The organism is Corynebacterium sp. LaCa_205, from assembly GCF_057458085.1.
In genome coordinates this window covers 37,263-57,786 of record NZ_CP190931.1, presented here as the reverse complement: position 1 = coordinate 57,786, position 20,524 = coordinate 37,263, and the positions used below count along the sequence as shown (strand labels likewise).

The following is a 20,524-nucleotide window of genomic DNA, read 5'->3' as shown; positions in this document are numbered from 1 at the left end:
TCCCGATGCTAGCTTTCGGGCAAGTGCTCTACGTATAGCCACTCCGAATCCAGCTCCCCGTGGCGCGAGCACTTGGTATGCCAGCCATCGGGGCGCACCTGGGCCACCATGCGGCGACCACAGATTTGGCAATAGCGCGGCACATCGAGGCCAGCTGCGGCTGCAGGGTGCAGCGTAAAGACCTCCTCGATCGGCTTACCGGTATTCGGATGGAAAATCGGCTCGTCCCCAGCTAGGACGGCAGCGGCCAATTCGGAAGTCGGCTCGGATAAACCAGCCACTACAGGGCCTTAATCGGCAGATCGATGCGGTTCAACATGTCCACATCCTTTTCAATCTGCTGGCCCAAGGTGGTCAGGTAGTTACCGGCAATGATGGCGTTGATGCCGCCGAGGAGGCCGCGCTCCGTGCCGTCGTCGCCAAGCGAAAGCTCGCGGCCACCAGCAAAGCGCAAGGTGGTAGACGGCATAGCCAAGCGGAATGCCGCCACGGCGCGCAGGCCTTCACCCAGCGGAACCAGCGGGCGATCCGCAAAGGGGGTGCCCGGGCGCGGATCCAGGAAGTTCATCGGCACCTCGCAGGGATCAATTTCTGCCAGCTGCGCGGCGAACTCGGCGCGCTGTTCCAAGGACTCGCCCATGCCGATGATGCCGCCGCAGCAGACCTCCATGCCTACCTCGCGCACATAGTCAAGGGTCTGCTTGCGTTCCTCCCAGGTGTGGGTGGTGACCACATTGGGGAAGAAGGAACGGGACGTCTCCAGGTTGTGGTTATAACGCTGCGCGCCCATGTCCTTTAGGCGCTGCGCCTGCTCGCGGGTCAGGGTGCCCAGGGAGCAGGAAATCTCGATATCGACGGCGTCATTAATCGCTGCAATCGCCTCGCCTACCTGGTCCAGCAAGCGATCATCCGGGGACTTCACCGCAGCGACGATGCAGAACTCAGTAGCACCGGTCTTGGCGGTCTTCTGCGCTGCCTCCACCAACTCCGGGATGTTGAGGCGCACGGCGCGCACTGGGGACTCGAAGAGGCCGGACTGAGAACAGAAGTGGCAATCTTCTGGGCAGCCGCCAGTTTTAATGGAGATAATGCCTTCCACCGATACGTCTGGACCACACCACTTCAGGCGGGTCTGGTGGGCGATATCGGCGATTTCCTCCAATTGGGAATCCGGAACCTGTAGTACTTGCAGCAGTTCTTCCTGGTTGAGGCCTTTGCCTTGCTCCAGTGCTTTTTCGCGGGCGATGTCAATAATGCTCATAGTGTGAACCATACTTGAACAGCGTTCAGCTTTGGTTAAAATCACATAAAATTTTTCCCAGCGTTAGGCTCGATAGCATGACGCTTTATGATGACACCCTCTCCCTCCTCCAAGAACTTATCCGCAATGCCTGCGTAAACGACCTCACGCCGGACTCCGGTCACGAGGTACGCAATGCGGATAGTTTAGAAAAATTCTTCGCGGGCGAAGACGTGCAGATTGAGCGCTTCGAGTCCCACCCAGGCCGCGTTTCCATCGTCGTGACCGTCCCCGGCGATCCGGACAAAGAACCGCTCACCCTCATGGGGCATACAGACGTCGTCCCCGTCGACGAACCTAAATGGACCAAGCCTCCCTTCGAGGCGCTCATCGAGGACGGCAAGCTCTACGGCCGCGGTTCCGTAGACATGCTATTTATTACCGCCACCATGGCCGCCGTCACGCGCGAGGTCGCCCGCACCGGCAATACGGGCGGCACCCTTGCCTTCGTCGGCATGGCCGATGAAGAGGCCCGCGGCGGTCTCGGCGTGCGCTTTATGTCCGAAAACCACCCCGATGCCTTTTCGTGGAAGAACTGCTTATCTGAAACCGGCGGCAGCCACCTGCCCGGCGCGGTGGGTTTCAACGTAGGCGAAAAGGGCGCCGGCCAGCGCCGCCTGCACGTCCATGGCGATGCCGGCCATGGCTCTACCCCTTATGGCAAGGACTTTGCCATCGTAAAGATCGGTGAGGTGGCTCGCCGCATCGCCGCCGCTGAGCCGCCCACAGCCTCCAATGAGATCTGGGAGGGCTTTGTGCGCACCTTCAAGTTTGACCCCCAGACGGAGCAGGAGCTTATCGACGGCACCGGTGACTACTCCAAGTTCGGCAACCTCGACGCCTACGCGCATGCCTTTAGCCATACCACCATCGCCGAGACCGTCCTGCGCGCCGGCGGCGCCATTAACGTGCTGCCTTCACATGCCTACCTGGAAATGGATGTGCGCCCCTTCCCCGGCCAGACCCAGGAGGATCTGGATGACTTCCTGCGCAGCGCGCTTGGAGACATGGCCGATGAGGTAGAAATCGAACACCTCATTACTGAAGATGCCACGCAATCCTCCACCGATACCGAGCTGTGGCGCGCCATTGAGGCCACCTCCAAGGAATTCTTCCCGGATAAAGACGTCGTCCCAGTTCACGCCACCGGCGGCTCGGACCTGCGCTTTGCTCGCCGCAGGGGTGGCAACGCCTATGGCCTTGCCATGCACGCCGAGGGCCGCGATATGGCTAGCGCCAATTCGCAGCTGCACAGCCACGACGAGCATCTCTACTTGGAGGACCTCGAGCTCACCGTGCGCGCCTACCGCAGCCTGGTCAATCGCTTCCTTGGCCTGTCACAGGCATAACAAGTGTGGCAAGATGTCTGGCATGAGCTTTGCACGTAAGTCCGCGCTGCTATCTGCAGCTACCGCCCTGACCGTAACCCTCGCCGCCCCTGCCGCTGCCCATGCCGACGCCGTTGACAACCTCCTAGCCAAGATGCCTGCCGGCCAGATTTCCTGCTCCCAGGCGAAGCAATACTGGACCAACTCCGCTGACTACAACCAGAAGAAGTCCCAGGCCCTCGCCGTTGCCACCGTGCACCCACGCGGCAACGAGGTTCGCGACGCCATCGGCCGCATGGACGAGGCTATTGCCCGCTGCGGCCTAAACGGCACTACTGGCCAGGGCAAGCCGGTCAACACTGGCGGCCAGCGCGGCAATGCTCCCGCACCAAAGCCGGCTCCGGCTCCGTCCCCAGCGCCAGCCAAGAACACCAAGGTCATCGAGCTGGGCACCATCCCTGGCCAGCCGACTGTCGACGTCCCGTTCTTGGGCCAGACCTTCCGCATCCCGGATGCGGCCAAGATTGCCCAAAACGCTGTATCCCAATTCCAGCTGCCGCAGATTCCGCAAATCCAGCAGCTACAGCAACTGTCTTCTTTCTAGCGGTCTAGCTGAAAATAGATCCCGGCATGCGCGCTGCAGCCGGGATTAAATTTATGCCCGCAGTGGGGACAGGCAGGCACGGCGGAATAAGCGTGGTAGTTCATCTCGGTGCGGCAGGCGCCGCAGAGGACTGAGGGGGCGTCGGCAAGCATGGGCCCAAACTCATGGTCAGTGAGCTCGGCGTGGCACAGCGCGCAAGCAAAATACTCCCCGCAGGTGGCGCACTTATTTGCCACCACGTCCAGCGGGGAATGCCAATGCCTGCACCGGCCTTCCGCATCAATCGCGCCGTGAATCTTCATGGCCGTCAGCATACGCGCCACCCTGCTGCCACTGCTGCTTCTTTTCTTCAGACTTCTTGGCATTGCGCACTGCCTGAATACCCACCACAATGGCAATGATGATCGGCACCCACACCTTGCTGTAATCCATCAAGAATACGAGCCAATCGGGCGGATCGATGTCAATATTGAAGTCAATATTCGGCACGGGCAGCTCAATCTGCGGCAACTCCGGCACTGGGAGCGCGATATCCGGCAGGTCGATATCTGGCAGCTCCCAATCCGGCAATAACCGAGACAAGATGCGGCTAATGATCGGACCAAGCACGATCACGCCTATGGCCCAGCCGGACTTTCCCAAGCCGCCCAGGAGCGGATACAACACCCGCTTAAAGGAGCTTTCCTCCATGGCCTTGCGGCGCTTTTCTCCTAGTGAGCGGGCCGGTGGATCGAGGGCAACTGCCTCCTCACCATTGCGGTAATAGACGTCTAAAAGCTCGCCAAAGGGAGAGGCTTGGATATCCAGATAAGGTTTGCTGCGCGAGGCGGAGTTCTCAAAAAGGGTGAGGTCTTTTTCTATCTTCTTTTTAAGCGAATACCGGCCCGCACGAGGCCGATCGTGGCGGCTGCGTACCTGACCGTTGACCACAATCTGCAGGCGCGGGCTGGGATTCTTCCGCCACAACCGGAGCCGTTCGGGGAGGGAGGCATCGCCTGGAACCGGGGTATAGTCCTTCGCCTTCTTCGGCCACTCACCTAGCTCAGCGAACTCGGCATCGTATCCGCGCTGCACCTCGATAGTGCCCACCTCGGGGTGCTCTAGGCGCCAGGTCTCCATTAGCTCTTCCCTGCCTTGGAGCCCACCACGGCACCTAGCTTGCTCGCAGCCCATGCCAAGAAAACAAACACTGGGAGGTAAATCCACGTTCCCTCATTGAAATACAGGGACATGGCGGCAAAATAGGCCAGCCCAGCCACACAGAAGATGGTCCAAGAGGCGCGGAAAGTGGCGCCGTCGACAAGAGCAATGATCACCGTCAGCACGGCCATGAGGATGAGCAGGATAAGGCCGGAAACAAGGTGGTAGACGGCGGGCGGAACAACGATGAAAACCGTGACCATGGCGATGGGTGCCCACCATTGCCACCAGGCGCGGCTGGGCTCGTCTTTCGTTTCCGCTTCTTCTAGCTCCTCAAACACTCACCCAACCTATCACAGGGCTTGGCAGAACTTATGGAGGAGAAATCCTCCCTACGTCCGGCTTAATCCTCCCCGCGGAGGATACCGCGATGAGCAGGGCATACTTAGCGTTGAGTACATGAAAAGCACACCACTCATCCTCGCGGCAGGCGTGATTTTTGGTGCCATCTACGGCACCAATGCACTCCTGCCAGATATATACGACAACCCCACCTCTGAGGTGCAGGCCGGCCAGGCGCGCATCCCCGGATTATCCTGCACGGAAGAAGATGGCTCCACCACTGCCGAGCCGCGCTGGGACTGTGACGGCACCCAGATCCGCGCTAAAGAAGTCGGCGTACAGGACAAAGACCAAGCCACCCGCCGGTACCTCCGGGCAATGAGGGAAGGTACGGCCATGCCGGAAGGAGACATCGACCGCGACGGGGATAAGCGCACGCTTAGCGATGGCGACCTCGTAGCCATCAGCATTGAGGGCGATGGCCCCACCACGTTCCTCTCCTTGCACGGACCGCGGGCTGAAGAACTTGCCCAGGAGGTAGAAAAGGCATGAAGAATCTGTACTGGCTATCTATCGCTTTCGGCCTGGTAGTTTCCGGCTTTTTCTTTGTTGATCGCCGTTTTACCGAGGTGGGGCTCATCGGTGCGCTCATCTGCGCTGGCTTGACGCTTGGACTGGGATTCTGGTGGTTTAGGCCGCGGCCGATGTGGCAGGGCATCCTATGGGGTGCGCTCGCCCAGCCGGTGGTGGTGAGCCTCAACGATCAGATGGTGGGGATCTCGGACAAGCTGGGGCTCACCCACCTATACGCGGCCTTCTACTCGCCGCTTCCGGAAGAAACCATCAAGCTCCTCGGCGTCGTTATTATTATTGCGGCTTTTGGAAACGTGAAGCATCCCTACCAAGCCGCCGCGATCGGCATGGCGGTAGGCCTTGGTTTTGATGCCATGGAAAATGTGCCGTTCATCCTCAACGCGGCCATCGATGACTTGGACGGCGACCTCTGGGGCGTCATCATTACCGGTATCGGACGATTCTTCACTGGCGCCTTTAGCCATGCGCTGTATACGGGGGTTGCGGCATGGGGCGTCGGCAAGCTCTATGCGGGGGCACGCCACGGATACTGGCAGGTGGCCGGATTCTGGCTGTCCGCCATCGCCCTGCATACCCTATTCAATGCCTCGACCATCATTGCGGGTGATTGGCCGGTGACCATTCTCCTTATCGCCCTCATCACGTGGACACTGGTCATTTGGGGCCTGCGTTTCATGCGCAAGCAAGATAGGAAAAATGCGGCACAAAGAAGCGAAATTACTCTGCCCACCAAGGATCCAGAATATAGCTGATGAGCTGCGAAAATGCGAAGGAAAAGGCTCGTGTCCGAGGGGTGTTATAAGGTGTGAATCGTACACAAGTTCACACGATAATTTAGGTACGATGCGCCATGGAAGAACCCTACTTTTCCACGACCAACACCACCGACCCCACCACACGCTTAGCCTTTGAGATGCGAAAGGCGGAATACGAGTTCTGGGTGAACCAAGTCCCAGAACTCGATTCTGATTTCGAATTAGTCACCAACTCCCTCTACCGCACCACCGGCGTCAATGAAGGCCGGATTGGCCATATCCTCATGGCACTGCACCGCTTGGAGGAGCTGCCCAAGCTCCAAGCGCTACAGCACCGCCTCTATCACTTAGACCTCGACCGGATTATTGCCATTAATAAGTCCCTCAACCGCTTAGGCAACCCGACCCCTAAGGTGGTGGAGCGGATCGATGAGCAGCTCACCGCCTACCTCACCCCTACCCGGCCGAACCAGACTATGCGTACGCAGGCGCAGATTAAGCGCAAGCTCAACGAACTCATCAACCTCGCGGATGACACGTTGGCAGTCACCCAGGGCCCCACCCAACCGCGCTACACCATGGAGAACTGGGGCGATAACACCTCAGCGGTGACTTTGAGCGCGGACCCGGCGGTTATCGCGAGCGTCGATAAGTGCATCCGGCAGACCGCGCTAGAGCTAGATTGCTCGCTTGCCGACGCCGCCGTTGCGCTCCTCACCGGCCGCACCCAAGCCCCCGAAATCATCCTCAACGCCTATAAAGCCACCGACGTGCCCAATTCCCCGGCGTTTATTGAATCCGTGGGCTGGCTCGACCCGGCGCGCTCGAATGCGCTGCCCTACACCAAAATCCGAGAGATGGATCCTAACCAGGAGGTCAAGGGCTACGTCACCCCGGCGGCCATGGCTGCGTACTTAGAAGGATTTGACGGCACCTGCCGCTACCCCGGCTGCAATCGCCCGGCCACGGTCTGCCAGAAGGACCACCGCATCAACCACGCGGACGGTGGCCCGACCACTCCGTCTAACTTGGCCTGCCTCTGCCAGCACCATCACAATGTGAAGACCGATGGTCGTGCTTTCTATGTCATGGATCCACATACGCGCGACATCATCTGGCTTTTTGAGGATGGAACCTGGACCGCCACGGAGCCCTCCGGCCCGCTGGCACCCAAGAACAAGAATTGGGTGCAGACCTTTGCTCAAACCATGACCGCCCACCGCGCCCGAGCATATGAAGAGGCCCAAGAACTCATGCGCCAGCAGAAAACCACCCCTAGGGAGGAGGAATAATTCCACCAGCTGCCCTACAGTGGCTGGCATGACGCAAAATTTATTCACACTGGATGAGCTCGTAATTACCCAGACCAAGTCCTTCCTCAATGATCAGTTCATGATCACCGATATCGACGGCACCCCTGTGGGCACGATCCTGCAATCCACCAGTCTTAAAGATATGGTGTTTAAATCCTCTCGCAGCTTGGAGGTCGCACTCACGGATGCTGAAGGCAACCCCCTACAGACGGTCATGACGATTTCGGACCCGCCGAATTTTCTGCGGGATACCTATGAGGTGCACTTGCCGGGAATCGAACAGCCCATGGCCGTCATTACCAAGCGTTTCTCCATGCTCAAAACAAAGCTGGAGCTGACCATGAAGGGCTTTCCTGACGTCGAAATTCGCGGCGATTTCTGGGATTGGAACCTCTCCATCACCTCCCACGGCCGCCAGCTTGCCAACGTCACCAACGAGTGGACCGGCGTAGGCAACTACTTCATGGGTAAAAATACCTACTGCCTAGCCATCACCCCAGGTCTCAACGAGCAACAACATGCTGCCATCATCGGCGCCGTGATGAGCATGGATATGCTGCGGACGAAGGAAAAGAACAGAGAGTAGATGTCTGCTACGATATGAACATGTTCACTGAACCTGTTCATAAAAACTCACGTGCGCGCTCGAAGAACACAACGCGCCTAAAGGTGTTAACCGCTGCAGGCGAACTTTTCGAAACTACGGGATATGCCGATACCAGCATTAGAGAAATTGCGAAAAAGGCTGGTGTCAGCGTTGGCACAGTCATGTCTGTCGGCGAAAAGCGCGCACTGCTGGTTCAAAGCATCAGCCACAAAATTGCAAAGATTCATGACGGACTCAGGACTCAACCACCTGGAGATCTCATTTCGGTCATCAATCCATTTTTGGAGATGTTTGCAGGACACAGCGAACTATCCCGCGCTTACGCATCTGCTCTCATTGAACTTGGCAATCAAGGGCAAGAGCTCAGACGCTTGGAACATCTTCTCACGGAAGAAATCCTTCGACGTCTCGCGGCATCAAGATTGACCGAGGATGAGTCTCGCGATCTTGCAGGAGTCTTGTATCACGCCTATCTAGGTTTGCTAATCGGCTGGGCCGCCGGACTTTATTCGTCGCAAGAACTAAAAGACCAAGCACGCACAATCATCAATCGCCTAGAAAGCGTATTTGGAGTCCAACTATGATTTTCGACGAAACAGCCCCTATCTGGCCTTCCATTCTCCTTGCCGTCATTCTTTCAGGCGACGTCATACTGTCAATTCGTCCCGTTGAGTTCATTGAAAAATGCCTCACCGGCGTAAAATTCCCACGCCAATGGTGGTGGGCTCTCATCTATATCAAATGCGTCGCGATTTCCGGGCTGATAGTCGGACTTGCCTACCCCGGAGTCAGAGTTGCGGCACTAGCAGGCATCGTCACATATTTCTTTGCTGCAGCCTTCGCTCACCTGAAAGCCAAATTCACCGGCACCGAATTCTGGGCTAACTGTTTGGGCATGCTTATCCTTTCCATCGCGGCGCTAATTGTAACGCTCGCCGCATAATGCAGAAAGGAGTTCTACATTCCCGTAGGCACTTTCAGATCTAACCCCTATTAGGTGGACACCTGATGCCCAGTCCGGTTAGGTTGGGTACAAAGGTAATCTACCACCATGTCTAGGTACTCCGAACAGTTCAAACGCGATGCCGTAGCACTCTACAAGAACAATAAGGAGAGCTCGCTGAGCTCAGTGTCAGCATTGTTTAGAATCAACCGTGCATCACTGCATTCTTGGACTAAGCTCTACGCACCGTCAAACACACTCGTACGAAAACCGTCCATGATAAAGCCCATTCCGCTTTTTCACCGTGGTAGAGATATTTGCGTATTCTTTGCGGCATAATCTAAGGGATACACAACGGATTGCTCAGTACATGGGGATTTCTGGACCTTGGCCACGGAAGTTTTCGGTCAAAAATCCGAACTCGACTTCCCATATATGATACTCACTCGGTAAGAATGAAGGCTCCTTTTTCTGCCGAGAAACGACCTCAGTTTGAGCTGCTTCACGCGTGGTAAATGCAGCCAATATATCTGGGCTCATTTCTTGGAAACGCACGGAGGAATGTTGCGCATACCCCTCCCTAAAAACGAGATAGACAAGTCTCGGGAAACGAGACTTGTCTAGTTTTCCGTCCCAGCCGTCAAGGGGAACTTCTTCAGTCCAACAGGTTATACCTGGAGAATCAACATGCTCGCCCATGGCACGCTCCTGCTCTCTGGTTAAAGCTATTCCGACAAATTCTTCGTCAGACGTAGCTTCCGTACGCGCAAAGAGCACAAAAATTTTAGCCTGGTTGCTGCTATCTGAAATTCTACCTATTAAGCCTTGCATACTTCTCTAAACGGTTTAGTTTTAACAGTCGCAGTGTAAGTTTTATCGGAGCGTGTCAAATTATTTGTGTGTGGAAAAACTTTTATTCCCGTTTATGCCGCCAGGGTAGAGAAACCACAGCACCAATAAGCAAGATGGCAGTGACACCTACTAAATATGCTATGGATCCCCAGGGGATTCCATCGCCGCCAAAGAGGCCGTATCTAATGGCTTCACTTATGTGGACAGCCGGGTTGGCTTCTCCCACTATCTGAAGCCACGAAGGCAACAAGTCTTCAGGAACGGCAACCGGGCCGAGACTTAGCAGCGTAATAGCCAATAACAATGAGATGGAAGATGCCTGCTCAAGGCTGGAACATAATGCTCCAATTATCATTCCGGCAGAAAGAAAAGCACAACCAGCAAAAAATAGGGCTGGAATGATAGTGAAAGAAGGAGATAAAGAAAGCCCGAGAATCTTAACTACCGCAACTGGAGTTATGAGCAGTGAAGGAGTAGCTAAGAGACTAAAGGCGATAAAGCTCCCCACAACAAACTGGAGGCGCTTTGCCCCAGTAGCAGCTAGTTGATCTAGAGCTCCATTCGCCTTCATAAAGGAAATATTGGTGGCAATTTTACCCTGCAACTCGAATAGCAAAGAAAAAGATAGACCACCAATAACAGCGTACTCAACGGCGGCCCCACCTAAATTTTGTGCGTACACACCAAGCCCTAAGGACATTAGAACAGGAACGACAATCCCAGTAAGCAGCATGGACGGCCAAGACCAGCGCCAATTAGTCAGCTGTATGCGTGTAAACGTAAAGGTGTTACTCATGCTTCATTCGTTTGGGATGCGATTAGGTTGACAAAAACATCCTCGAGATTGGGTGAGCTAATAGTAATATCGCCGGCTCCTTCGTCACATAGTTTCGAGACAATTCTCGGAACTTCGTCGACACCTACTATCTGCTCGCAAGGTTCTGAACTTTTATCACTATTGGACTCAGTGCGGTACGCAATGGTTCGTCTATTTTGAACGTTTTGCATGACTTGGTTAACCGTGCCGTTGGCGATGAGCCGACCTTTATCCATAATTCCGAGATGGGTTAGGCAGGATTCAACTTCGGAAACTGCATGAGTGATTACCAATACGGTAACTCCCTTATGAGAGAGTGCCTCAATTTCGTCCCATACTAGACGGCGATTTAACGCATCCAGCTCATTCGTGGGCTCATCCAGAATGACGAAAGGGCGGTTTGAGGAGATAGCGATTGCAAGTTGGACAAGTTTACTTTGTCCACCAGATAGCGATCTCACTTCTCGATTGTGGAATCGAAGAATGCCTAGCTTTTCTAGGAGACGTTTCTGCTGTTTGTTTGATGACTTCGTCCCGTACAGCTGACCAAAGAAATCCATTGATTCCTCTACAGTCATGGTGTTTAGGGCTAGCGGAGATTGCGACAAATATGCGACATTTGACCTCTGCCAGTGAGTGGTCACGGACGCATCTCTTACTTTATTTATCCAGATATGGCCGGAAGTAGGGCGTAGTACGCCGGTGAGGATACGAGCTAAGCTGCTCTTTCCTGAACCGTTGCGCCCAATTAAACCGTAGACACTACCCCTGTCGATACTTAGCGAAACGTTGTCGACTGCGGGCTTTTCTCGATTAGGATAGGACTTACAGAGACGCTCTAGTCGTACAAGTTCTGACATGACCCACTGTCCTTTAGTTGACGACGAAGCTGCCTAGACTTACGGCGGACGACGTTAAAGCAGTCGAGATGTGCAATGTCATCATCCGAGAATGATTGCGATAGTAGCATTCTCAACGCTTTGCTGATCATGGTCATAAACAGCATTACGGTTTGGACACCAATGTAAACTGTGGGCCTGACCCTCGGAAAGTAGACACGTCGGGAGTAACTTTGCTGCTTGCCATATTTACCATCGACAAATAAGCGTACTCACCTGATTAAATAGTCCCATCAAGGTCGAATATATAATCGCTCACCGCTGTTTAACGCCTATCGCAATGGAGTTCTTACCCAGGGCAAAGAGCGTAAGTACTGCTACGACTGACACGAGGATAAAAGTAACTGTCACCGATAAGAAACCGGAATACTCCAGTAACAGCCCAGCCAAAATAGCACCCACCATCATTCCAGCCGGCGGAAGCATTTCAACACGCCCCCGTGCAGCTGGATTAGCTTTTCCGAACAGGTGTTGTTGCAAAGTTGGGCGGAGAGCAGCGAAGACTCAGTTTCTCATTCCCTGATGGCCGCTGCATGTGGGCGTTGTTAGGCCGTCTCGAAGACCCGGTTGACGATCACCGCGTCCGGGTTCGGTTGCCTGTTGGCAAACATCGCGCCTTGCCCTTTCCACAATGAGTGCATCGCCTCCATCCCTTTCAACGTCCGATATACAGATGTCCGGTTCTTAAACGCGCCTTTCGGCCCGAGGATCCGCTTCAGCCGACCATGGTCGCCTTCCAGGATGTTGTTGAGGTATTTCACCTACCGGTGTTCCACTGTGGGCGGGCAGATTCCCTCTGACTTCAACTCGGCGATTGCCCTGGCAAGGGAGGGTGCTTTATCGGCGTTGATCACTCTGAGATACCCGGCTGACGCATTGGATCTGACGGCCTTGGCAAGGAAACGCTTCGCTGCGGCCACGTTCCGCTTCGAAGAGAGGTAAAAGTCCAAGGTCTGGCCACCGGCGGTGATCGCCCGATAGAGGCAGCACCACCTGCCGCCGACCCGGATATAGGTCTCATCCACCCGCCAAGAACTAGCTTGCCAGTCAGGTACCTGCCGGTACCACCGTGTTTGCTTGTCCAGCTCAGGGGCGTATTTCTGGACCCAGCGGTAGATCCTGGTGTGATCGACCGGCACGCCCCGCTGAAGTCATCATTTCCTCCAGAGCGCGGTAGCTCACCCCGTAGCGGCAGTACCACCGCACTGCCCATAGAATGATGTCACGGGGAAATGACAACCGGAGAAGATACCCATGGCTGTGACTATTTCACGTCGCCGTTCCTACTGCCCCAACTTTGCAACAACACCCCATAGTTGAATAAGTCGGCAGTTAACACACCTTATTTTCCGTAAACTGCCGACTATGGAAGAGAAAAACCTATCGTCATTAGTGTTCGGAAACGTCGTCCTTGAATCTCAGTTTTTGGGGACAACTCCTCGAATATATGCCGCTGACATGCGGTCTTATTATTTACGCCCCAGTCCTTATGCCACTCTCTCTGCCCCCTTAAATGATTTAAGAGGGCAGCTTCAACCTGACCATGCTGAGGCTATCGCTAAGAAAATCTTTCACTCCGTGGCTGAAGAGCTGAACGAAAACTACCCAGGTGGTTGTGAGCGCGCAGAGGAGGAACTAAAAGCCTGGCTTATGCAGAGTAATTAGTTCACATTGCATGGAAGATGGACTTCTTTGGAGACACCAAAGTCATGATGCTTTCCTGCAAAAATCTCTCCATCAATTCGATAATCATGCCCTGAAGTAGTTGGGCCACAGATTACTTCTCCACGAACAAATCCATAGCCACCCTCAGTAAGATTCCTAGAGGTTTCATCTACGGTCTCATAAACAGCTCCGAGATGTTCTTCTTGAAGCCTGATCTGTGCACTTAAAGGAAGAGACCCAGTTCCAGTACACCGGACATGCAATCCATAAGAGACAATTCCTCCGGCTTCTACCTGAGGACTCGCAAATGTTCCAGTGCATACACCTGCATTCAAAGAGCGAGTTGATATTCCATCATTCGATGTTTCCTCATCAAGCGTAAAAGTTCAGACTTTAAAGCCGTGGGGTTCAAGCCACATACGGAGTGTACAGAAAAGGTACTGAGCGTGACGCACGTTAATACATTGCGCTATAAGTACTATGCTTGGTGGAAAAAGCACCTGATTTAAGGGGTGGTACAGATAATAAACCGGATTATAAATTCGATAAAAGAAAGAATCCTCCACATAGGTACACCTCGCGTGAAGTGGAACAAGATTGCATTGGAGACGTCGAAACCTCATTTATCGGGGTAACTGAAGGAACAATTGTTACCTCAACGGGAACTTATTATGCGAGGGCTTATAGTAATCCAGCGCGCGTTAAATGTAAGATTCCTGGCAACCTTTAAAAGATAGAACTCGGTTAATGCAAATATCTAATATTTATCTCGCCTACGTCAAACGCTTCCTTCTAGACTCGCATGGTGGTGCAATCCAGGGTAGTGCAATCCAGATTCTTGCAGGTGCCAGTTTTGATGAGCAAGAGATTCTCGAGTGGATTGATGAAGGCAAAAAAGTAGACCATGACATTTGGTACGAGGAAATTCCGATAGAGAATCTTCCCCATTCTTTCAGTTCGCCGAGTGAGGTATTAGTTTATTTCGATGGGTGTTCTTTTAACGAAGGATGGGAACATGATTTCCAGTGGACAGATCCAGTAGGTCGTAGAGCCCTTATCCCCGAAAAGTTTAATGGAGTTGTACGCCCCCAACCTGAGACAGAAGGAGTGCAACGGGAAGACGGATATGTAGGTAATGATTACTATCTGTGGAGAGTTCCTTGCCCATGGAAAAGCCGCTACCTTTTAGCTCCGTTCCAGGAAAAGAGTAATGAGGACATTGACTATGGACGTCCGTTTACGGTTTGAGCGTAATTAAATCGTAAAATCATGATGCAAGAAAAGTGACCTTAACTAGAGCAGTTAGTTAAGGTCACTTTTGTTTGTGCTAATGACTTTCATCGATTGGGCGAAATGAACGGTGTTGTTGCAAAGTTGGGCGGAGAGCAGCGAAGACTGCTCTTCCCGACCTAAGTGTGTGGCCTAGCTCTCAAAGCTGCCTTCCAAAATCTCTACTCCTTACAACGAGCAATCCGAAAACCAAGACACACACCACCCCTGCACCAATACTAAGAGCAGAAGCACCCCAAAGACTCGATACTGCCCCACCGACCGCACCACCGATACCTACACCAAGATTGAAGATAGTAACGAAAAAGGACTGTGCAATGTCTGCCAAGTTAACTGTATTTCTGGCTAAGGCAGTCTGCAGAACTGTCGGTGCACCACCAAATCCCAGTCCCCAGACGACTATTCCTGAAATGAAAAAATAGTTGGGAGCTGCCGGTACCGACAAAAGCAAGAATCCTAAAAGCATCAACGCTCCTGAGATTAGACCAGTCAGAAACAATCTCTTATCTACAACGACAGCAGTAAGTAAAATACTGATCCCCGCAGAAATCCCAAAAAATAGAAGCACAACATCTATTCCAAGAGCTATTCCCACACCACTGGTTAAAGGTTGAATGTACGTGTAAACCATGTTGTGCGCTACTGTCCAGCCGAAAAGCGCTACAAGCACCCCCATCACACCAGGCATCAAAATCGATCTCTTAAGAACATTGGCTCCTGGGCCATCTCCAACAGGTCCCGGCCGGGAAGGAACTGCAAACGTAATCCATAACGCTAAAACGATGGATGCGACTGTTAGCATGCCAAGCGTCAACCTCCAACCAAAGTGTTGACCCCCTAATGCACCAAGCGGGACTCCACAAGCTAAGGCCAAAGGCTGCCCAAAACCGATAATGGCAAGTGCGCGACCTTCGTTTTCCGAACTGACTAAACTCCGAGCGTAATTTGCCACAAGACCCCAAACGACACCTCCGGCCATACCGGCAAGAAACCTAGCAAAAAAGGCTAACCACAAATACGAAGTAATAGCAGTGAGAGCGTTGAAAACGCAAAGCCCATGATAGCTATAACCAAAAGACGCTTACGCGGCATTTTTCGAGTTGCCGCCATCACCGGTATTGCAGCCACCACAGATCCAGCTGCATAAACGGTTAGAAACTGTCCTACTTTTCCCGTTGTCGTTCCAAAGGACTCACCCATATCAACCAAAACCCCCGTAGGAATGGTCTCGGTCATTATGGCCAAGAAAGCGGCAAACGCTAACCCTGCCAATTGTAGGACTGGCATATCTGCTTTCGAATTCCGATTTGACATGTTTGGCAATAATCAATCCTCTAAGGCACTCGCAGTCCGCCCCCCTTCATCCAGAGTGCAAGCAGCGTAGATTCTGGATCCCTATCCTCCTCTATGCGCTCTCCAATCTTGTGCATCCACAAAATACGTATCGAATTCATCTTCTCGACGGGCAAGCTCATCTTCAGGAACCTTGCCACTCACTATCCCGCCCAAGATACGGAAATACTCAAACCTCTCCACACCGGGTGCGATAGTTACCAGTACATCCGCGTCGCTACCCTTAGCGGCTCCAAAAGCATGAGGAACTCCCGGAAGAACCAATGCGCAATCACCCGCGCCTAGCTGGTAAATTTGGCCATCCTCCCAAAACTCCAGCTCCCCTTTAGTGACGTAGAAGAACTCACACGAAATCCTATGAAAATGTGGGACGGCTCCCTCGCCCCCATCAAAAAGTTGAATGTTTTGTACACTTACATTTCCTTTTGCATCCGAGGCATCCACCAGCAATCTTGCCTTCGGAAGGCGAGAGGAGGAAGCATCTGCCACTATTTCGGGTTCAGAAATTAACATCTCAAATCTCCATAGATTGTTCGCTGACAAACTATATAGTTCGCTACCGAACTTCTTTTGTCAAGCGCTACACTAAGTTTCAGCAACCCGAAAGGAACAAAATGGACCCCATCTCCACAGCCATGAACAAATGGGCGAGGATAAATCCCCACGTCGATGTGGATGCAATGGAAACAACTCTTCGCCTCACCCATCTGTTAAGAGCAATCAAAAACGAAGTGACGACCATCCATGAACAAGCTGAATTAGCTCCAGGCGACTTCGATGTTCTAGCAACGATCCTCCGCCAGGAAAACATCACCCCGGGACAACTTGCACACGACCTACTTCTGTCAAAGGCCGGAATTACCGGAAGACTTAACAAGCTCAAGAAGCAAGGACTCATTGATGAAGAAATAAATCTCAGCGATAAGCGAGGAAAAACTCTGACACTAACGCCAGAAGGACGCGACCGAATAATGTCCATCGTTGAAGCCCATGCCACAGCTGAGCGAAAAGCACTCAACCACCTGTCCAGTACACAACAGGATGAACTGCTCGAATTGCTACGATCTTGGAGCAAAGAAAGTTCGGTCTAAACGAAACGATGTGTTGGCGAGGTTAGATGGTTAGCCATTCTGGCGCGTTGCTATTAGGATGATTTCACTTATCTGGAGGGATAACCCAGTCTGGGTCCTTAAATACCCCGGTGGAGTGCCGGTGTGCTAGCTGCCTAGGTTCACCATGAGAGGATGAATAGGAATCCTCCTCGATGCCCCATCTAAAGCGGGTGTGCACCAAACACGGAATGACAAGTGCTGGTCGCCAATGATGGCGATGCCGTGATGCCGCACGGAAGGCCGTTGCCTACTGGATTGAAGTCGTCTACAACCGTCGGCGCCGGCACTGAAGCACTCGGGATGGCCAGCCCCGTCGACTTCGAGAACCGAATTGGTCTAACCACAAACAGAAAAGAAATAGCTGCCTCACCACTAGGTAGCTCCACTACGTGTCCACAAATTGCGGGCAACCCCAGACTCTCGAGGGCTCTTAGTTTGTTAGCGCACTTCTTTCCGTTTCAGCAGAGGTGTTACGACGGTATCCCGATGCCCATCAATGGTCTCTATGATCCAGGACTTGTGGTCCCACTATGTCGTTTCGCAAGTTCATTAGCCAGATCAGCAGTGAGTTTTACCGCTTCTGGGGGATCAGTGATCCAGATATGGTCCCCAAACTGAAGCAATTGCCTTACCCCCTGAATATCCGCATATCCCACCACGATACGGACAAAGTCTTCGTCCACGGGTTCATGGTGGATAAGCCGTGATCCCAAAATGCGAGATGCCATATCAAGCCTATTCGCTCGAAGAAGTGCGGTGATACGAACAGGCATGTCTTCTTCCAATTTTGCAACGAGCTGCGCCCACACCCTTGCCAAACTTTGCCCTTGACGAAGCTGAGCAGCTTGACCTAAAACGCGAAAGGTTTCCAAGCGCGAGACTGCCAACATCCTTGGTTCCCCATCGACATCGACGACCAAGTACCAACGTCTACCCTTGTGCACAAGCCCATAAGGATCAGCCACAGCACGTTGCAGCTTCTTGTCCCCACTTCGGCGATACAACACCTCAATTCGAGCTTCATTCCGTACAGCCTCCAGCAGACCTTCTAAGTCGCTTTGGGTTTCATTGCTAAACCAGCCACTGTAATCAAATAGAACCTTCTCTTCCAAATTATGAGTATCGGATGCTCTAGAGAATGAGACTGCGTTCAACTTCTCCTGCAACAAGGCGATGTCCTGGCCAAACCCCAAGTGCGCGAGTGAATCCGCCCCAACACCAAGAATCCTCAACAGCTGAATCTCAATCGGATCCAATCGAGAAGCATTCAACCGAGAACGCCTATCAAGCACAATCCCACCATGCATACCTTGCTCCGTATAAACAGGTATCCCCGCGGCCGAGAGCGCATCAACGTCACGCAGTATTGTGCGCTGCGAAACTTCAAAATGTGAAGCCAACTCCGCAGACGTAACACGGCCTCGTGTTTGCAACAACAAGAGCATAGACAACAGTCGCGCCGATCTCATGCCGCAATTATCACTGGAACCACAATATTTTTCGGAATATGACACTCCTTGTCAGGTTTGTTTGGTCCAATGCGCTTTGGCCACGTAAACAACACCACTCACCGAGAGGAGAATGGCAATGCCAACCCCCAATCTTTTCCTGACTTATGTCTCTGATGTCGAGACCTCGACTGCCTTCTACAGCGATTTATTCGACATGCAGCCATCGTTCATCAGTCCTCGATATGTAGCATTCGAAATTTCACAGGATGTCCTGTTTGCTGTATGGACCGGCCATAACACCCACATGGAGAAACAAGCACCGCGAACAAGCGAAATAGGTTTGATGTTGGATGGACCGGCAACCCGCATTGATGAGACATACCGTCTATGGAAATCAAAAGGAGTCCAAATTGTGCAGCCACCCTACGATGACGTCTTCGGCCGCACCTTCGTAGTTGCCGACCCTGATGGAAACCTTATCCGCGTCAGCCCAGTCGATTAATTCTTAAATCGGGATTCAACAGCTAGGAAATCCTCCAACACCCCAAGGAAAACATCTCAGTTGGAGGATTCCAAGTGCCCCAAAGTGGGAGCTAAAGCCGGGAAAGAATTAAGTACACCGGCTTTCCCGTACAACAAATCCCTAAAAACTGACTGGCTTATGGGCCCCAGCTGAGATACCGCAAACGTAAAGCCCCAGCCCCCCCAAACGAACTACTAAATCACCCGATAAAATAATTAGCCGCTCAACCTTGCCATCCAAGCCCAGCAAAGTCGTCCGACTTCGAACCGACTGCCTACACAGTATGCCTAAGACCCAATGCCAGGGCGTCAGATCAAGATAACAAGCAAGATGACTTGTTGACACCATCGAAAACAAGAGTTTAACAGCCGAGAGCGGGAGTTAGGATGTAAATCCCCACACTTGCAATCCTCGACCGCTAAAGTTCAGAAATACAAAGAAACCGGAGGTCACGAACCCTTTCGAGTTTGTTACCTCCGGTGTCGCAGTTTGTACAACTGCTCATGGTGCCCGGGGCGGGACTTGAACCCGCACGTCCTTATCGAACACTGGCACCTGAAGCCAGCGCGTCTGCCAATTCCGCCACCCGGGCAGGGTGTGGATGTCTTAGCGACTTGATAAAGATACCACGAATGCTGCTCAGAACTACAAATCGGCAGGAAAAATAAACTATTTCGGGGAAGGAGCAGCGAAATTTCTGGGAACTTTCGCGTCGCCATCTACGTTTCGAGGGGGTGAACAAACTATACTGATCGCTACTGATCGCTACTGATCGCTGCATGGTGGAAAGGAGAATGGCTCGTGGCGTTTTTAGAAAAGCTGGCGAAGCTGGACTCCGCCATGCAACGCGGCCTTGATAACGGCATGGCCCTTGTCTTCGGCGGCAAGGTCGTTCCCGCGGAAATTGATGAGCTTTTGAAGCAAGAAGCTCAGGACAATCTCGCGCGCGGCGACGATGACAACCTTTATAGTCCGAACGTAATGACTGTAGGTGTCTCCTCCAAGGATTTGGAGAACTTGTCGCAGGATCGCAATTTGCCGGCCGATTGTGCAGACCAGTTGTCGCGCTTCATTCGCAATAGCGGATGGTCCCTCGCGGGCCCCGTGATTGTGCGTGTGGCGGAGGAATCTGGTTTGCGCACGGGTCAGCTTCGCGTGTCCTCGTTTATTGATCACGAGCCCACGGAAGAGACCGGTTTTGAGGCTATTTTCCACGACTTTGATGGTCAGGAGGACCAGATGACCGAGCAGCACGAGAATACGGCTGATGACGCGGTAACTACCGCTTTCATTGCTCCAGATAGTCAACCCGCCCCGCAGCCGCAGGGCCCCGCAGTCAACCTGATGCTGCAGGATGGCTCCTCGCGCGTCTATCACGTGCAAGAGGGCTCCAATATTATCGGCCGCAGCAACGACGCCGACCTGCGCCTTCCGGATACTGGCGTATCCCGCCAGCACGCGGAGATTACCTGGAACGGCCAGGATGCGGTTCTGGTGGATTTGCAGTCCACCAACGGCACCACCGTGAATGAGACGCCGATTGATAATTGGCTGCTTGCCGATGGCGACGTGATCACCATGGGCCATTCCCACATCGAGGTCCGCATCACGGGCCTTGATTCGCACAGCTACTAAG

Annotated in this window: 23 protein-coding genes, 1 tRNA gene and 2 pseudogenes; 13 read left to right on the top strand and 13 right to left on the bottom strand. The window is 53.1% G+C overall.

Going from position 1 to position 20,524, the window contains the following annotated elements; translation table 11 throughout:
• Window positions 1-8: 8 nt before the first annotated feature.
• Window positions 9-281, bottom strand: coding sequence for a biotin synthase auxiliary protein BsaP (bsaP, locus tag ACP8J1_RS00325; protein ID WP_023020278.1), 273 nt, complete (start codon window positions 279-281; stop codon window positions 9-11).
• Window positions 281-1,261, bottom strand: coding sequence for a biotin synthase BioB (gene bioB / locus ACP8J1_RS00320; RefSeq protein WP_034655643.1), 981 nt, complete (start codon window positions 1,259-1,261; stop codon window positions 281-283). The genes bsaP and bioB overlap by 1 nt, the downstream gene beginning before the upstream one ends.
• Window positions 1,262-1,338: 77 nt before the next feature.
• Here bioB and ACP8J1_RS00315 point away from each other — a divergent pair, with 77 nt between their 5' ends.
• Both ACP8J1_RS00315 and ACP8J1_RS00310 read left to right on the top strand, forming a co-directional pair.
• Window positions 1,339-2,649 carry a M20/M25/M40 family metallo-hydrolase gene (locus tag ACP8J1_RS00315; protein WP_486696793.1) on the top strand — a complete coding sequence of 437 codons (1,311 nt, stop codon included), beginning with the start codon at window positions 1,339-1,341 and terminating at the stop codon, window positions 2,647-2,649.
• A gap of 22 nt (window positions 2,650-2,671) precedes the next feature.
• A complete protein-coding gene (locus ACP8J1_RS00310) occupies window positions 2,672-3,232 on the top strand; it encodes a hypothetical protein (RefSeq protein ID WP_369707466.1) in 561 nt (186 codons plus the stop codon).
• Here ACP8J1_RS00310 and ACP8J1_RS00305 read toward each other — a convergent pair.
• Genes ACP8J1_RS00305 through ACP8J1_RS00295 form a run of 3 tightly spaced genes read right to left on the bottom strand, consistent with a single transcriptional unit; the run spans window position 3,229 to window position 4,713 of the window.
• The gene (locus tag ACP8J1_RS00305) at window positions 3,229-3,534 is read right to left on the bottom strand and encodes a CHY zinc finger protein (RefSeq protein WP_034656124.1); all 306 of its coding nucleotides are present in this window, start codon (window positions 3,532-3,534) and stop codon (window positions 3,229-3,231) included. The genes ACP8J1_RS00310 and ACP8J1_RS00305 overlap by 4 nt on opposite strands.
• Window positions 3,512-4,351 carry a hypothetical protein gene (locus tag ACP8J1_RS00300; RefSeq protein WP_023020273.1) on the bottom strand — a complete coding sequence of 280 codons (840 nt, stop codon included), beginning with the start codon at window positions 4,349-4,351 and terminating at the stop codon, window positions 3,512-3,514. The genes ACP8J1_RS00305 and ACP8J1_RS00300 overlap by 23 nt, the downstream gene beginning before the upstream one ends.
• Window positions 4,351-4,713, bottom strand: coding sequence for a hypothetical protein (locus tag ACP8J1_RS00295; protein ID WP_023020272.1), 363 nt, complete (start codon window positions 4,711-4,713; stop codon window positions 4,351-4,353). Before ACP8J1_RS00295 ends, ACP8J1_RS00300 begins: the two co-directional genes overlap by 1 nt.
• Before the next feature lie 118 nt (window positions 4,714-4,831).
• Between ACP8J1_RS00295 and ACP8J1_RS00290 the strand changes: the two genes are divergently transcribed.
• The 6 genes from ACP8J1_RS00290 (at window position 4,832) to ACP8J1_RS00265 (ending at window position 8,926) form a co-directional block, all read left to right on the top strand.
• Window positions 4,832-5,266 carry a hypothetical protein gene (locus ACP8J1_RS00290; RefSeq protein WP_023020271.1) on the top strand — a complete coding sequence of 145 codons (435 nt, stop codon included), beginning with the start codon at window positions 4,832-4,834 and terminating at the stop codon, window positions 5,264-5,266.
• Window positions 5,263-6,060: a PrsW family intramembrane metalloprotease gene (locus ACP8J1_RS00285; RefSeq protein ID WP_023020270.1), complete on the top strand. Its 798-nt coding sequence runs from the start codon at window positions 5,263-5,265 to the stop codon at window positions 6,058-6,060. The genes ACP8J1_RS00290 and ACP8J1_RS00285 overlap by 4 nt, the downstream gene beginning before the upstream one ends.
• Before the next feature lie 98 nt (window positions 6,061-6,158).
• Window positions 6,159-7,355 (top strand): HNH endonuclease signature motif containing protein, encoded by a 1,197-nt coding sequence (locus ACP8J1_RS00280; protein WP_023020269.1) that lies wholly within the window; start codon window positions 6,159-6,161, stop codon window positions 7,353-7,355.
• 28 nt (window positions 7,356-7,383) lie between these two features.
• Complete coding sequence (locus ACP8J1_RS00275) at window positions 7,384-7,962, top strand: LURP-one-related/scramblase family protein (protein WP_023020268.1); 579 nt, start codon at window positions 7,384-7,386, stop codon at window positions 7,960-7,962.
• 20 nt (window positions 7,963-7,982) lie between these two features.
• Entirely contained in the window at window positions 7,983-8,567 is a 585-nt protein-coding gene (locus ACP8J1_RS00270) for a TetR/AcrR family transcriptional regulator (RefSeq protein WP_034656120.1), read from the top strand.
• Entirely contained in the window at window positions 8,564-8,926 is a 363-nt protein-coding gene (locus tag ACP8J1_RS00265) for a DoxX family protein (protein WP_023020266.1), read from the top strand. The genes ACP8J1_RS00270 and ACP8J1_RS00265 overlap by 4 nt, the downstream gene beginning before the upstream one ends.
• Before the next feature lie 363 nt (window positions 8,927-9,289).
• Here ACP8J1_RS00265 and ACP8J1_RS00260 read toward each other — a convergent pair whose 3' ends face one another.
• From ACP8J1_RS00260 to ACP8J1_RS00245, 4 genes and pseudogenes are all read right to left on the bottom strand, one after another.
• Window positions 9,290-9,757 carry a hypothetical protein gene (locus ACP8J1_RS00260; protein WP_034660245.1) on the bottom strand — a complete coding sequence of 156 codons (468 nt, stop codon included), beginning with the start codon at window positions 9,755-9,757 and terminating at the stop codon, window positions 9,290-9,292.
• 82 nt (window positions 9,758-9,839) lie between these two features.
• The gene (locus tag ACP8J1_RS00255) at window positions 9,840-10,574 is read right to left on the bottom strand and encodes an ABC transporter permease (protein ID WP_023020264.1); all 735 of its coding nucleotides are present in this window, start codon (window positions 10,572-10,574) and stop codon (window positions 9,840-9,842) included.
• Entirely contained in the window at window positions 10,571-11,455 is an 885-nt protein-coding gene (locus ACP8J1_RS00250; protein WP_023020263.1) for an ABC transporter ATP-binding protein, read from the bottom strand. Before ACP8J1_RS00250 ends, ACP8J1_RS00255 begins: the two co-directional genes overlap by 4 nt.
• A 584-nt stretch (window positions 11,456-12,039) precedes the next feature.
• Window positions 12,040-12,750, bottom strand: a pseudogene (locus ACP8J1_RS00245) (IS6 family transposase).
• A 109-nt stretch (window positions 12,751-12,859) separates the two neighbouring features.
• Between ACP8J1_RS00245 and ACP8J1_RS00240 the strand changes: the two are divergent.
• Both ACP8J1_RS00240 and ACP8J1_RS00235 read left to right on the top strand, forming a co-directional pair.
• Window positions 12,860-13,159: a hypothetical protein gene (locus tag ACP8J1_RS00240; RefSeq protein WP_023020233.1), complete on the top strand. Its 300-nt coding sequence runs from the start codon at window positions 12,860-12,862 to the stop codon at window positions 13,157-13,159.
• Between the two features lie 747 nt (window positions 13,160-13,906).
• Complete coding sequence (locus ACP8J1_RS00235; protein ID WP_023020232.1) at window positions 13,907-14,407, top strand: hypothetical protein; 501 nt, start codon at window positions 13,907-13,909, stop codon at window positions 14,405-14,407.
• A 181-nt stretch (window positions 14,408-14,588) separates the two neighbouring features.
• Here ACP8J1_RS00235 and ACP8J1_RS00230 read toward each other — a convergent pair.
• Window positions 14,589-15,685: pseudogene (locus tag ACP8J1_RS00230) on the bottom strand (MFS transporter).
• Between the two features lie 159 nt (window positions 15,686-15,844).
• Window positions 15,845-16,315 carry a cupin domain-containing protein gene (locus ACP8J1_RS00225; protein ID WP_005323679.1) on the bottom strand — a complete coding sequence of 157 codons (471 nt, stop codon included), beginning with the start codon at window positions 16,313-16,315 and terminating at the stop codon, window positions 15,845-15,847.
• 101 nt (window positions 16,316-16,416) lie between these two features.
• Between ACP8J1_RS00225 and ACP8J1_RS00220 the strand changes: the two genes are divergently transcribed.
• Entirely contained in the window at window positions 16,417-16,893 is a 477-nt protein-coding gene (locus tag ACP8J1_RS00220; protein WP_005323677.1) for a MarR family winged helix-turn-helix transcriptional regulator, read from the top strand.
• A gap of 524 nt (window positions 16,894-17,417) precedes the next feature.
• Here ACP8J1_RS00220 and ACP8J1_RS00215 read toward each other — a convergent pair.
• On the bottom strand, window positions 17,418-18,428 hold the full coding sequence (locus ACP8J1_RS00215; protein ID WP_198010440.1) for a helix-turn-helix transcriptional regulator: 1,011 nt from the start codon (window positions 18,426-18,428) through the stop codon (window positions 17,418-17,420).
• Between the two features lie 73 nt (window positions 18,429-18,501).
• Here ACP8J1_RS00215 and ACP8J1_RS00210 point away from each other — a divergent pair, with 73 nt between their 5' ends.
• On the top strand, window positions 18,502-18,867 hold the full coding sequence (locus ACP8J1_RS00210; protein ID WP_023020229.1) for a VOC family protein: 366 nt from the start codon (window positions 18,502-18,504) through the stop codon (window positions 18,865-18,867).
• Window positions 18,868-19,392: 525 nt separating this feature from the next.
• Here ACP8J1_RS00210 and ACP8J1_RS00205 read toward each other — a convergent pair.
• A tRNA-Leu gene (locus ACP8J1_RS00205) sits at window positions 19,393-19,480 on the bottom strand.
• A gap of 209 nt (window positions 19,481-19,689) precedes the next feature.
• Here ACP8J1_RS00205 and ACP8J1_RS00200 point away from each other — a divergent pair.
• The gene (locus ACP8J1_RS00200; protein WP_005326268.1) at window positions 19,690-20,523 is read left to right on the top strand and encodes an FHA domain-containing protein; all 834 of its coding nucleotides are present in this window, start codon (window positions 19,690-19,692) and stop codon (window positions 20,521-20,523) included.
• The last annotated feature ends 1 nt before the right edge of the window (window position 20,524 follow it).